Below are 13,473 nucleotides of genomic sequence, written 5' to 3' on the forward strand. Positions count from 1 at the left end.
GAACTGCAGGCGGCAGGTAAATACGTTATCCGCCACATCTTTGGTATAGCCCTGCAGGTCGGTAGCTTCATTACGCACCAGGTCGTACCAGAGGGTAAGCTTCAGGTGCTCGTTCATGTAGTATAAATAACCACCGCCAAAAGTATCAAAACGTATATCCGCTTCCGTAGTGTTGCTGTTAGCCTGCCCTATCTGGTGGCCGTGCAGCTCCCGGTTGGGATCATAAAGATCATACTTCAGCGCCAGCTGGTGCTGCTCGCTGCCCAGGTGCTGTAAAAAATAAACATAAGCCCCATTGAACTTGCGGATGTATAGCGGCTGGCGGTGCCCGGCAGCATCTACCGGTATTACACCCGGTGTTTCACTGCTGGCTGCAGTAGCGGTTTGAGTGCCGCGGATATATTCAGCCCTTAGTTCTGTAAATCCTTTCCGGTTAGGGATCTTCCATTGCACATCCGCGCCATAATAATGGCGGGGCGCTATTTTACCTTCATTGGCGGCAGTGGAATCAACTGCAAAACCAGCAGCCCCGTTTGAGCGGTAAATATATTTTGTGAACTGCTGCATACCGCCATACAGGCAGGAGATGCCGGCTGAAAGCCGCATACCACGCGCATTCAGCTTTACAGGTTTTAGTGATATACGGGTAATAAGATCTTTGTGGCTGTCAAAATCCGTAGTGCCGGAAAGGCCCTGGCCGTTAAAAAAGCCGGCGTCTATTTTTATGTAGCGTAAAGGATGGCTTTTGCGGCGGGGCTCAAAGCTAAGCATGGCCCCAAGGTCGCGTTCCGTTTTCATCAGCAGCTGCGACATACGCCCCCTTTCCGGGCTTTCACGGTCGGCCGAGGCCAGGTTCACCTCATACCCGAAAGGCCGCGCAAACATACCGGCGGTAATGGAAAGCACATCCCACTTATTTTCAAAAAAGCGGCCGTAAAAATCACGGATAAATACGCCTCTTTCCGATCCATCGAACTGGAAGGCAAACGCCACAACCGGCATTTGGTTATCATTATTACGCTCATAGTCCACCCGCAAACGGCCCCGGCGTAAGGTAAAACGGTTATCTACCGCAGCCGGAAAATCGCCGCCGGCAAAGCCTTTGGCCCCTTTAGCGCTGCTATACTGGAACTGGGGTTGTATATAACCGCTAAAACGCAGCGCATCGTACTTCTTGTACATGGAAAACATGCCCTTACCCAGTTCGGTAGTGGTATCTATCATATCCATCAGGAACTGGGCCCTGGCAGTAGTGGCAGACAGTAACAGGAGCAGGCATAACACCGTCAGGCGCCTCGAAATTCGCATGTTGATAGCTATTTGGGGGCAAATGTAGCAGAAACCTTTAAAACTGGAAATAGATCGGGATCATAGGCTGGGTAGATTTTACCTGGATCAGCAGCCAGATGAACACAACCATAATGGCCACGCTACCCCATACCGGTACCCGCGCCATGGTTTTTTCCATAACCTGCTGGCCGCCGGAGGCGGTTACAAAATGCAGCGCAAAACCCAGCAGCATTAAGGCAAATACAGCGGTATAGCCCTGGTACAGATCATACCAGATGCCCGGCTGAAAGTCGTACGCGATCTGGTGTATCAGCGCCCAGGCATCGTGAAAGGAGGATGCCTTAAAAAAGATCCAGCAAAAACATACAAAGTGAAAGGTGATGAGAATGCCCAGCACTTTAAAAAAGTATTTGCTGAAACCGGTGTACACTTTACCGGTCTTTTTCAGCCAGTCGATCCTTACTTTATCAAGCCCCAGGGCCACGCCATGCAGGCCGCCCCAGAAAATAAAGTTCCAGCTGGCCCCGTGCCAGAAACCGCCAATCAGCATGGTCAGCGCCAGGTTCACATACTGGCGTACCCTGCCCTTGCGGTTGCCGCCCAGGGGAATGTACAGGTAATCGCGCAGCCAGGAAGAAAGGGAGATATGCCACCTGCGCCAGAACTCCGTAATGCTGGCGCTCTGGTAAGGGGTTGCAAAGTTGGGCGGTATTTTAAAACCGGTCCAGCGGGCAATGCCAATGGCCATATCAGAGTAGCCGGAAAAGTCGCAATAGATCACCAATGCATAGCCATACACGCCCAGCAGGCATTCCAGGCCGGTATGCTTGGAGGGATCGTCAAAAATGTATTGTACAAAATTCAGGTAAATGAAATCCGATATTACGATCTTCTTAAACAGCCCGCTGATAATAAGGTACATGCCGGTGCCTATATCTTCCCGGTCCAGCACATAAGGCTGGGATATTTGCGGAATAAAGTCGGCCGCCCGCACAATAGGCCCCATCATCAGCTTGGGAAAAAAGGAAAGGAAGAACAGGTAATCCATAAAATTATCCACCGGCGGAAACTCCTTCCGGTACACATCTATGGTATAACTCAGGTTCTCAAATGTATAAAAGGAAATGCCAATGGGCAGCAGCAAATGCAGGGGACGTATATGCCCGGCCGTTACCTCGTTCACAATGCCGATAAAGAAATCCGTATACTTGAAATAGAACAGCAGCCCTATGTTAATCACAATGCTGAACACCAGCAGGAACACGCGTAACGACCGTTGCTGCGCGCGGTAGATCCACCGGGAAAGGTTAAAATCCACGATGGCCGATAAGATCACCAGCCCAACATAAAACCCGCAGGCTTTGTAAAAAAAGTAGAGGGAGAACAGGGTAAAAACCCATACCCGCCCGGTTTTGCTGCCGGATACCGCCAGGTAGCAGAACAGGAAAATGGCAAAGTAATAAAAGAAAAATGCGCTGTTGAACAGTACAGGATCCTTCGGATCGTATAACAAGGTTGACAACAGTTTAGTAACATCAATCATTTAAACGATTCAATTTAACGGTCTTATTACTTCTTATCTCCGGTCCAGGTACAGGGCGTATGAGCGGCGCAGCGCTTCATACAGCAAGCGTCCCTGCAGCTGGTAGCCCCTTGCGCTGAAATGGATATGATCAGGCGCCCAGGCGCCGGCAAAGCTGCTTTTCATGGCTTTATTCACCGCATTAAAATTCCAGTAGGCCAGGCCATGCTCACGGCTGTAATCGATCAGCAGCTGCGTAACCATGTTAATGGCCGGATTAGGATAGTAATTAATGCGGTAATAGGTGCGGTACTTTTTACCTGCCTTTTTCCTGAACGCCTTTTTGGATGTGCGCATGCAATCCGGGGGCGTGGTCAGTAAAATATTTACATTGGGCAGCTGCTCTTTTATCAAACGTACGGCATTATCCACCTGCTCGCGGATGGCAGCTGCTCCCAGGCCGCTGTAAGCTTCATTAGTGCCCAGTGAAATGATCACCAGCTGCGGCTGCAGCGCCTGGCATTGTGCAGCCAGCGTATTATCCGTTTCAACATAATGCTGGTACTGCGCGCCATTAATACCAATGGCGTGGTACAGGATGCCGTTATGCCCGTTCTGCAGAATAGCGCCGTAGAACCGGAAAATGCTGCTGCCATTATCTTCCCAGCGTGTCTGGAAAGTAGACATAGGCTGCGAAAAGTTTAAGGTGGCCCTGCTTAATGTAGGCGAACCGGGATAGGGCGCCGGCATTACCGTTACCTCTGCCCCCGGCGTTTGCACGCTTACATCGGTGGTTCCTGCATCAAAGAACAATTGCGCCTGCGTTACCTCATCCTCCATCCCGTTATCGCCCTTGCCGTTAAAAGCCAGTGTGGGAGCGGCGCTTTGTGAATAGATCACAATGCCTCCGGGTCCCGGCTCCTGGTCTTTATGTTTGTCAATGATCCTGTCTGTCTGCCATCTTACCGTGCTGTTCCAGCGGTAATCATCCGGGCCGTTGGTGCCTGCCAGGTTATAGGGGAATACCCATCCACGGCCGGCATTGCCAAACTGCTGCTGCAGCGCGCCGCCTGTGGCAACCGGGAAAAAGCCCGCCTGTATATGGGAATCGCCCAGGTGCAAGATGCTTACCACATTACTATCCACCTCGTTCAGCGCAGCAAAAAAACGGTAAAGGGCGGTATCCTGGTGTATAACATTACTGGTTGCAGCTGTTGCTGCGGCGTGCTGCGCCACTGCATCAACTGTTACCAGCAGTACTCCAATGAAAAAAACAAGCACCTTCGCGCTTTTACCCTTACTGTCCATGAATAAAACCAAATATGCTTTTACAAACGCTTTCACAAAACCACTAGGGGTGCAGCTCCTGCTTATACTCATCCATGATCGCTTTATACAGCAGCGCCCCTACCCTGGCCGCTCCCTGCCTGTTAAAATGTGTATAATCTTTATTAGCTAATACGGTATCCCCTTCTACCCAGTGCGTCATAGAACCTTCGCCGCCCATGGCTGCGTACAGGTTCCAGTATGCGGTGCCATGCTGCTCTGCCAGCTCATGCTGTACTTTCAGCAGGGCCGGCACACCGGGCGCCGTAATATAACGGTCTGTTTTTTTGTAGGCTTTATCTGCGGTGCCTACTATCAGGAAAGAGGTTTGAGGCCAGTTATTGCGCAGGGAATCTATAACCCTTTGCATAGGGCGCTCATACCAGCTGTAATCCGTTAGCTCCGGGCGAAACAGCACATTAGCGCCATAGTGCAGCACTACCAGGTCATACGGGTGCTGGCGCTGCATTTGCTGCAGAACGCCCCGGCCCAGCTTACCCAGCTCTATACCGCTGATACCGCGGAAAGAAAAGTTATCTACGTATACCCCGTTATTACTTTCAAAGCTTAAGCCGTAAAACGGCTGTGGGCTGCCGCCGGCATATTTCAGCGTTAAGGATGGCTGTGCAGTATCCTGCTCAAAGGCCAGCTCATTTACCGGGTCGCCGCCGGAAAGCGTGTAGGGCTTACCGTTAATAGTTACATTACTGTTACCCGGGCCGTAGAAAAGCACTACTTCACTGAAACGGTCCAGCCCGTGCTTACGCACAGGGCTATACCGCGCCCAGCTTTCTGTGGCGGGTATAAAGGTATGCCCCGAAAGGCCCAGCGGCAGGTCCTGCGGGGGATTATTGCGGAAATGATAATCTTTCCAGTTATTGGAAAAAGTATGCTGGATAGTGGTTCTGAAAGAAGCCACTACTGAGGTTACAGGTACAAAACCTACGCCGGCGCCGCCGAATTGTGTTTGCAGGCTGTCGCGCAGGTCGCCGGTGATCAGGTCACCTTCTATCATGGAATCGCCAAAGTAAGCAATACGTACCTTTTTACGCTTACCCGTTTTCAGCTCCTCCAAAGCTTTTAAAAAGTGCTGCATGCCGGGGGCTACTGCTACCGTATCCGTATACTCCTGTATACCCGTGTAGGTCATAAAATCGTAGCTGCGGCGGGCTGGTTCCGGGATGCCGGTAGCCTGGCTGGCAGAATCGCCCGGCTTGCCTTTGGCAGCAACAGTGGTATGCTTAACAACAGGGGCAGCGGGCGTAGCTTTCACATCGGCCAGCAGATCTATTTGCCGGGATGTAAAACCCTGGAAGGAGAAGCTGTTATGTACAAATGATAAGGCCAGCAAGCATATCATAGTGCCGGCAATGATATAGAACGGGTGGGCGGATTTGTTGGCTGGCATGTGTGGCTAGGCTAGGATGATTTCGCAAATTCCATTTGCGCATCCAATTTATACAATTTGTATCGTTTAATCAGGTTTGTTACTCTTCTGATCCATTCTGTACCGGCAGTGCTGTAACCGGTATGATTCATATGCTTCAGCCAAAGGGAATATTCCGTATTGCCTTTCATGCTTGCATACCATTTCTTTTTACGGACGATCTTTACAAAGTGCTCATAGGAATCTTCATCCGTATCATACTCCTTGTATTTTGAACGATAGCTTGCATGCCGCTTGGCCAGGTTGTTACGCCCTACAATACCAAAGTGGTTATGCAGCATTTTTGCGTTGCGGCTGGTGCCCATGCCTGATTCCAGCATACCTATGCCCAGTATTACACTGGCCGGGATACCGGTTTCATTCATCAGCTTCACTGACAGGTCCTCGTATTTGTCGAGGTAGCGCTTCTTATGCTGTTGGGGGTATGCTGTTTGTGCTACCAGCACACATATTAGCATTGCACAAAACCATACCACACGACTGAGTAGTTTGTTGCCTCTCATGGCAGTATATTTTTTGTGGTGTTAATAATTTACAAATTTATGTAATATAAATTAAATATCAATACGCTCTCTATATTGTGCCAATCCCCTTTGGTACCTTTTGAAAGGCGCCAAAGGGGATCTTTTATCAAAAGCATCAGCCTCTTGCAAATTATATGCCGGGTTGCTAACTAATTGGAAAGTAAATAGTTGGCAGTGGGCAGTTTGCAGTGGGCAGTCTCTGGCTATTAACCTAAGTATGTAAAATCTCCAAAAACTGCCAACTACAAAATCAATAACTATCAACCACTTAACCTAATTTCAGGCATTGCGCAATTTTCAAAACTGCCAACTGCCGGCTGCTAACTGCCAACTATTTAACCAGTCCAATCTTCAGCTCATCCAGCTGGGCCTGATCTATATCACTGGGGGCATCCAGCATTACATCGCGCCCTGAGTTATTCTTGGGGAACGCAATGAAATCGCGGATGCTTTCGCTGCCGCCCAGCAGGGAGCACAGGCGGTCAAAACCAAAGGCAATACCGCCATGGGGAGGCGCACCGTATTCAAAGGCGCCCAGCAGGAAGCCGAACTTATGACGGGCCTCTTCGGGGCTCATACCCAGGGCGGCAAACATTTTCTCCTGCAGCTCGCGCTGGAAAATACGGATAGAGCCGCCGCCTACCTCCGTGCCATTCAACACTATATCATATGCATTAGCCTTGATCTCGCCATACTTAGATGGCTCATCCATCAGGGCCAGCTGCTCCGGTTTGGGGGAGGTGAACGGATGGTGACGGGCTACCCAGCGTTTTTCCTCTTCAGCATACTCAAAGAGCGGAAAGTCTATGACCCATAACGGTTTAAACTCGTTTTTGTTGCGAAATCCAAGGCGTTCGCCCATTTCCAGGCGCAGCTCGCTCATGGCTTTGCGGGTGCGCTCTTCGCGGCCGGCCAGCACCAGTATAAGATCGCCGGGTTGGGCATTACATTTTTCAGCCCAGCCTTTCAGCTTTGTTTCATCAAAGAATTTATCCACAGAGCTCTTCAGCGTACCGTCTGTGTTATATTTCAGGTGAATGAGGCCGCTCATGCCTATCTGGGGGCGTTTCACCCAATCGGTCAGCTCATCCAGCTGCTTACGGGTGTATTCACTGCAGCCTTTTGCGCAGATGGCAATTACCAGCTCCGCATCATCAAACACCTTAAAGCCCTGGTTCTGAACAGTATTGGTAAGGTTCACCAGCTTCATTTCAAAGCGGATGTCCGGCTTATCGTTCCCGTAAAACTCCATGGCATGCTCCCAGGTCATGCGGGGAAAAGCTTCGTTGAAAGTAATGCCCTTGATCTCTTTGAACACATGTTTCACCATGTCCTCAAAGGTGTTCAGGATATCTTCCTGCTCTACAAAGCTCATTTCGCAGTCAATCTGGGTAAATTCCGGCTGCCGGTCGGCACGCAGGTCCTCATCACGGAAGCATTTTACCACCTGGTAGTAGCGGTCGTACCCGCTCACCATCAGCAGCTGCTTAAAGGTTTGGGGCGACTGCGGCAGGGCGTAGAACTCGTTAGGGTTCATACGGCTGGGCACCACAAAGTCGCGGGCGCCTTCCGGGGTGGATTTTATAAGGAAAGGTGTTTCAATATCCATGAATCCCCTGGTATCCAGGAAGTTGCGTACAGAGCGGTTTACGCGGTAGCGCAGCTCCAGGTTCTGCTTCACCAGGTTGCGGCGAAGGTCCAGGTAGCGGTATTTCATACGCAGCTCATCGCCACCGTCCGTATCATCCTGGATGGTAAAGGGCGGTGTTTTGGCGGCATTCAGTATAGAAAAATCGCTTACGGTGATCTCTACATCGCCGGTAGGCATATTCGGATTTTTGCTGGTACGCTCTGTAACGGTGCCGGTTACCTGCACTACAAACTCACGTCCCAGGGGCTGCTCATCCAGCCGGGCATTCAGGGATTCCCCGAACAGCAGCTGTGTAATACCGTAACGGTCGCGCAGATCCACAAAAGTGATGCTGCCAAATTTCCTGACGGTTTGTATCCAACCGGCTAATGTAACCTGCCGGCCTGCCTGCTCCAACCTGAGTTCACCACAAGTATGCGTTCTATACATAGAAAAAAGTTGATGTTTTGAACTTTGACCGTGCATGTTTGATGGATATGGGTCACCAGACATTACACCTCAAAAAAGTATTTATTGGGGGGCAAAGATACATTTTAAGGCCTGCATTTGTAACCCTTCATCTATTAAAATATCGTTTAATATCGGCTTCCGGCAGCAGGGGCATTCCCTGCAATAAATGCTGTGTAAGCATATGCGCCATGTAAGGGGCCAGGGAGCAGCCTTTGGTGCCCAGGCCATTGAACAGGCCCAGGGCGGGGTATTGCGGATGCAGGCCCATTATAGGGCGGCGGTCTTTACCGGAGGGGCGTATGCCGGCCTGCTGTTCCAGCACCGTGTAGGGTACTTTCAACAGCTGCTGCAGGCTTTCTTCCAGGAACAGCCTTTTTTCCGGGGTAGGCGCCTCATCCACATAATCCCATACAAAGGTGGAGCCTGCCCAGAACACCTCCTGCTCCTGCGGCACCAGCGTAATACTTTTTTTTAGGATGTTTTCCGTATGCAGGCCGGGAATGCGCACTTTTAATACCTCTCCCTTATTCAGCAGAAAAGGAATGTGTTTGAACCAGGGGTTATGAATGATCTGCGCACCTTCGCAGAAAATAATGGCGCGGGCCTGCACCTCCTTATACTGCACACCGGCTGCAGTATGCTGTAATTGCGTAAGGTCCAGCTGCTCATCCCACAGCAATTGCCGTTGTGCTAAATAATGCCGCCATGCAGGTAATAGGTGATGCAGCAATACCGTAGCGCCTTTTACAATGGCCGCGCCGTAAGGCTGGTGCAGCCAGGGTGCCATCAGGGCGGCATCTGCAGGGTGGGTATATTGCTGGGCTAAGCCCTGCGTGGTTTTATTATTAAAGGCCGTGCGCAGCTGTTCCGATGGCAGGGCCATCCAGATATCCCTTTCTTTAAACACCGGTACGCTTAACAGCTGTTCCAGCTGCCGGTAGGTTTGTTTTGCAAACGGGTACAGCTGTTCATACATCCATGCCATTTCAAAACGGCGGCCCGATACAGGGTTAATAACACCGGCGGCTATACGCGATGCGCTGTTGGGTTTATACGCATCTATTACCAGCACCCGCTGCCCCGCCTCTAACAGGCGGTGGCTGAGCATAGTGCCGGCTATGCCCTGGCCGGCAATGAGGTAGTCGAATTGCATGGTGCGAATGTATAAAAAGTCCATGGTCCATGGCCGATAGTCCATAGCATACTCCGTAATAATTGTACTACGATATATGCAATAGACCATGGACTATGGACCATGGACAAAAAAACTACTTCACGACCTTAACATTCAGCCCTTCGCTATGCGCGCTGAATTCCGGCGCGTACATGCATTGGGCGGTGCTGATGCCATTGGAGAAAGTGCCTTCGTGTGTTACGAAGAGCGTGTACTCAAACACATAGGTGCCTTTGGGCAGATAGCTGAAAAAGAAATCAGTAGAGGCATCTTTAGTGCTTTCATAATAGCTGAGCCCATTCTGCCATTTACTGCTGCTGATCACGTTCTGCGGCTCAAAGCAGGCCGCACGCATATCGCGCAGGTGAATGTATTCCATATCACGGTCGGCACGCAGCACGATCCGCACTTTTACCTTATCGCCTATTTTCAGCTGCTTGTTATCTGAGATGGCTGTTAACACCGGGCCTTTGTCAGTTACTTCCTGGATAAACAGCTGTTTTTCCAGCTTCAGCGGTGTCGCGGCAGGCGTTATTTTATCCAGCTGCTCAAAATACTGCCAGTACACTGCGCCCCAGGAGGGTTGTCCCTGGCTGCCCTGTATGCTTACCTGTATATTGCCCATAGCGGGTTTCACCTCTTTAGCTTCCAGTCTTTTCTTGAAATAACCGGTGCCGGCTTCTGTATGCTGATTAGCGGAGCTAATAGTTTCAGTACCCAGCTGTATAGTTACCTGCGGGTTGGCTGCCAGCCAGTTATTACCGCTTAACAGCATGGCGTAACAGGCATCTGCCGTGGCTTTGGTGGTGTTCCAGTTATTGGTTTGCTTGTTCTTAAGCAGCCAGGTTTTCATAGCATCTACCGCAGCGGTATCTTTTGCTACTACATCAAAAGCTTCTATCATCATCACCTGCGATTCAATAGGCGCCTGATACCACCAGTAGCCCCATTGCTCTTTCCAGTACATGCCCATTTCCTCATTGGTAATAGCATGTTCTTTTAATGACTTTAAAATAGCGGCAGGTGTTTCCTTATCGTTATGCTTATACAGCGCCACTGCTGCTAACGCTTGTACGTAGCGGTTTTGCGGCAGCCAGAACTTTTTAGCCTGCTCCAGGTAATAGCTATAGGCAGCCTGGTATTTAGCGGCTACAGGTTTGTCTTTATAAAAGCTGCGCATGTACAGGTAGTGCACCTGTACGCCGCTGATATGCTGCTCTTTCATATTTGCCTTCTGCTGTAACAGCTGGTGGTAATCCTTATCCAGCTGCAGATCCAGGTAGTTAAGCGCTTTGTTTGTCAGCTCCCGGCAGCTTGCTTCCTGTTCGGCGGAAAGTGCGTCCAGCTGCTGCAGGCGGCCCACGCCGGCAACAATGTACTGGGTAATAAAACGGTCTTCCCACATACCGGTAAACCAGGGGAAGGCGCCGGAGGGCAGCTGCATTTGTTTTAACTGTCCCAGCGCTTTTTCCAGCTCCCTGCTCATGCGGTGCAGGTCAAACAGCAGGGCAATGCGTGATTTCTGCTCTGCTTCATTCTTAGCTTCCAGCACCCAGGGCGTTTGCTGCAGCAGCACGGCTTTCAGCTCCTCATTCTTTTGCAGGTTGCTTTGCAGCGCAGCGGTATCTTTTTTAGCCCATTGATCAAATATTGTTTTAATGCCCGGTAAAGCATTTACCAGGTGGGTGGCCAGTGCATTGGCATAATACCGGTTAAAGGTTTGCTCCGCACATTGGTGCGGGTATTCCATTAAATACGGTAATGCCTGTACGGCATACCAGGCCGGGTTACCGGTAAACTCTACGGTTACGGCATGCTGGCGCAGGGTTTCAGAGGTATCGCTATGCAGCAGCTTGTCAAAAGTAAAGCTGCGCTTACCATCGCCGCGCAATGCCAGCGGTAAGGTTTCTGTTACCAGCATGCTGTTGGTAAGCACGGGTAAGGCATTCTCCTCTCCATCGCTAAACTGGCCGGACTGTGCTACCACGCGGTATAACAGCGCGCTGTTAAAGTTGTAGGGTATCTGCACCGGGAAGGTTACCAGCGTGCTTTGCCCTTTGTAGGCAGTAAAATGCTGCACCGGGAAAGTGTTCTGGAACCAGCCGTCAACCGGCTGCATAGTGGTGGCATCCAGCAGCTCCAGGCGGGCCTGGCCTATCAGCGTGCTATCTGCCAGGTTGCTGATCTTGGCGCTGAATTCCATACGGTCACCTTCGCGCATAAAGCGGGGTGCATTGGGCTGCACCATTAATGGCTTTTGGGTAACAATACTGGTTTCCGTATAGCCCAAAGCCATTTCCTTTGTATGGGCCAGGCCCATGAAACGCCAGCGGGTAAGGGCTTCCGGCACTGTAAATTCAAAAGTGATGTTGCCATCTTTATCCGTATGCAGGTCCGGAAGGAAGAAGGCGGTTTCATTAAAATTGGTGCGGGGCGTTACAGCAGCAGGTGGCTCTGCTGCAGGTTTAGGCGCTTCAGCCACTACCACCTCTGATAGCGAAGCGTTTTTATCCATGGCCGCTTCCGCCATTACCGGCGCGGCCGGCGCAGGAACAGCAGATGCTACAGCAGCCCTGTCACGCGCAAGGCCAGGTGCAACAGCCCCTATCCGTAATTCCTTCTTATACATTCTGCCGCCGCCATATCCGCCGCTAAGCCAGTCAGACCAGCGTAGCGCATCATAAATGATCACACTATCTTCCAGCGGCGGTACCGGCGGGTACCGGTTAAAGGATTGCTGTTTGGTAAAGTTGTCCGTATCATACCAGGTTGCTCCCGGGCTAAACACCGGGTACAGTGGCGGTAGTGTCCAATGCTGTGGTGCAAAAGCATCCAGGGAGGCATCGTACATGGTGGCCAGCAGCTCTGCCGCTACCTGGTCTTTTTTGTAACCTTTTATTTGTACCTGCCATTTTTCCTTTTCACCGGGCAGCAGCTTATCACGGTGTGTGCCTATTTGTATATCCAGTGTTTTATTGCTCCAGGGCACCGCAACATCCTGTGTTTGGCTGAATACGCGGTTATCTTTTACAACGGTATAGGTTATACGCAAGCCGCCGCGGTCTTTTTCTGTAATGTTATAAGCAAACGATCTTTGCTGTGCAGATAGTTGTACAAAATCATCGTCCTGCTGCCCGTCCATCCTTTCAATGGTTTGCAATACATGCAGGTCTTTGGCGGTGGTGCCCACTACCTGTTTTACCTCGCTGCCCGGTTCATGCGGCTGCTCATCCGCCATTATGCGCAGGTAGGCTGGATAAGGCAGCTGCGGCGCAGCAGCATCTACCAGGTTAAATACTTTTTTCTGTGTAAGGGTACCGCCTGCAGCATCTCTGGCAGTTACTTCCAGCTCATAGGCCCCTGCCGGCAACGACTTCACAGACAGCTCTGTACGGCCATCCTTTGCAGTGGTGAATGTTTTTTCCAGCACCGGTGTTTTACGCGGCCACTGCGCCGGCTCATTTTCCCTTTTATATACATCCAGCGGAAATGCCTGCAGGTATTCCTGTTCAGTTAATACAAACTGGTCCGGCGCCTCCCAGTAACGGGGACGCATAAGGCGGTTGGGATGCTGCAGGGGCAGTAAACGCATTTGCACGGTGGCCGGTTCAAAGGTACCGTTCAGGTTAGCGGTAGTTACTTTTACCTGCTGCAGCTCTTTGGCAGATAGCTCGTCCGGCACATCCAGCTTTATTTCCATAAGCTGGTAACCGGCGGCTACACGTTGTTCGCCGCTGCGGGTTTCGCCATTCAGGTCCGTTACATCTGCATAGATACGATAGGTGAAAATAGGTTTCAGCTCCGGCTTTATCTGTTTATCCGGCAGGGCATTAAAGTGAATGGTAAAAGTACCGTCTGCACCGGTTTGCAGCTGCCCATGTGTTATTTCACGGGATGCAGATGGAGGTATGGGCCGGTACAGGAACATCCAGTAATAAGGGTAGCGGGCTTCGCGCACTACACGGTATTTTACCGCAGCGCCATCAATATTATTACCGGCATAAGCCAGCGCCTTACCATGTATGGTTACGGTATCGCCTACACGGTAGCTGCCTTTTACTGTATCAAACTCCACATAAAATTTAGGAC

Annotated in this window: 8 protein-coding genes; all 8 read right to left on the reverse strand. The window is 50.8% G+C overall.

What is annotated here, in order from left to right; all coding sequences use genetic code 11:
* Positions 1-1,308: porin (locus tag VIM87_RS05575; protein ID WP_331996022.1), on the reverse strand; the 1,308-nt coding region annotated here is incomplete at its 3' end.
* Positions 1,309-1,345: 37 nt separating this feature from the next.
* The gene (locus tag VIM87_RS05580) at positions 1,346-2,833 is read right to left on the reverse strand and encodes an MBOAT family O-acyltransferase (RefSeq protein ID WP_331996023.1); all 1,488 of its coding nucleotides are present in this window, start codon (positions 2,831-2,833) and stop codon (positions 1,346-1,348) included.
* A gap of 33 nt (positions 2,834-2,866) precedes the next feature.
* Entirely contained in the window at positions 2,867-4,120 is a 1,254-nt protein-coding gene (locus tag VIM87_RS05585; protein WP_331996024.1) for a GDSL-type esterase/lipase family protein, read from the reverse strand.
* Positions 4,121-4,163: 43 nt separating this feature from the next.
* Positions 4,164-5,546: a GDSL-type esterase/lipase family protein gene (locus VIM87_RS05590; protein ID WP_331996025.1), complete on the reverse strand. Its 1,383-nt coding sequence runs from the start codon at positions 5,544-5,546 to the stop codon at positions 4,164-4,166.
* Between the two features lie 11 nt (positions 5,547-5,557).
* Positions 5,558-6,088: a glucosaminidase domain-containing protein gene (locus tag VIM87_RS05595; RefSeq protein ID WP_331996026.1), complete on the reverse strand. Its 531-nt coding sequence runs from the start codon at positions 6,086-6,088 to the stop codon at positions 5,558-5,560.
* A 352-nt stretch (positions 6,089-6,440) separates the two neighbouring features.
* A complete protein-coding gene (gene aspS, locus VIM87_RS05600; protein WP_331996027.1) occupies positions 6,441-8,189 on the reverse strand; it encodes an aspartate--tRNA ligase in 1,749 nt (582 codons plus the stop codon).
* Between the two features lie 127 nt (positions 8,190-8,316).
* On the reverse strand, positions 8,317-9,408 hold the full coding sequence (locus VIM87_RS05605; protein ID WP_331996028.1) for an FAD-binding oxidoreductase: 1,092 nt from the start codon (positions 9,406-9,408) through the stop codon (positions 8,317-8,319).
* A 70-nt stretch (positions 9,409-9,478) separates the two neighbouring features.
* Positions 9,479-13,459 (reverse strand): alpha-2-macroglobulin family protein, encoded by a 3,981-nt coding sequence (locus VIM87_RS05610; protein ID WP_331996029.1) that lies wholly within the window; start codon positions 13,457-13,459, stop codon positions 9,479-9,481.
* Positions 13,460-13,473 lie beyond the last annotated feature (14 nt).

Source organism: Chitinophaga sp., assembly GCF_036569125.1.
GTDB lineage: Bacteria > Bacteroidota > Bacteroidia > Chitinophagales > Chitinophagaceae > Chitinophaga.

What these genes read in the sequence shown, in the direction of transcription:
- VIM87_RS05590 (WP_331996025.1), bottom strand. Translation starts at nt 5,546, where the DNA reads ATGCCAGCCAACAAATCCGCCCACCCGTTCTATATCATTGCCGGCACT.
- VIM87_RS05585 (WP_331996024.1), bottom strand. Translation starts at nt 4,120, where the DNA reads ATGGACAGTAAGGGTAAAAGCGCGAAGGTGCTTGTTTTTTTCATTGGA.
- VIM87_RS05595 (WP_331996026.1), bottom strand. Translation starts at nt 6,088, where the DNA reads ATGAGAGGCAACAAACTACTCAGTCGTGTGGTATGGTTTTGTGCAATG.
- VIM87_RS05605 (WP_331996028.1), bottom strand. Translation starts at nt 9,408, where the DNA reads ATGGACTATCGGCCATGGACCATGGACTTTTTATACATTCGCACCATG.
- VIM87_RS05580 (WP_331996023.1), bottom strand. Translation starts at nt 2,833, where the DNA reads ATGATTGATGTTACTAAACTGTTGTCAACCTTGTTATACGATCCGAAG.
- aspS (WP_331996027.1), bottom strand. Translation starts at nt 8,189, where the DNA reads ATGTATAGAACGCATACTTGTGGTGAACTCAGGTTGGAGCAGGCAGGC.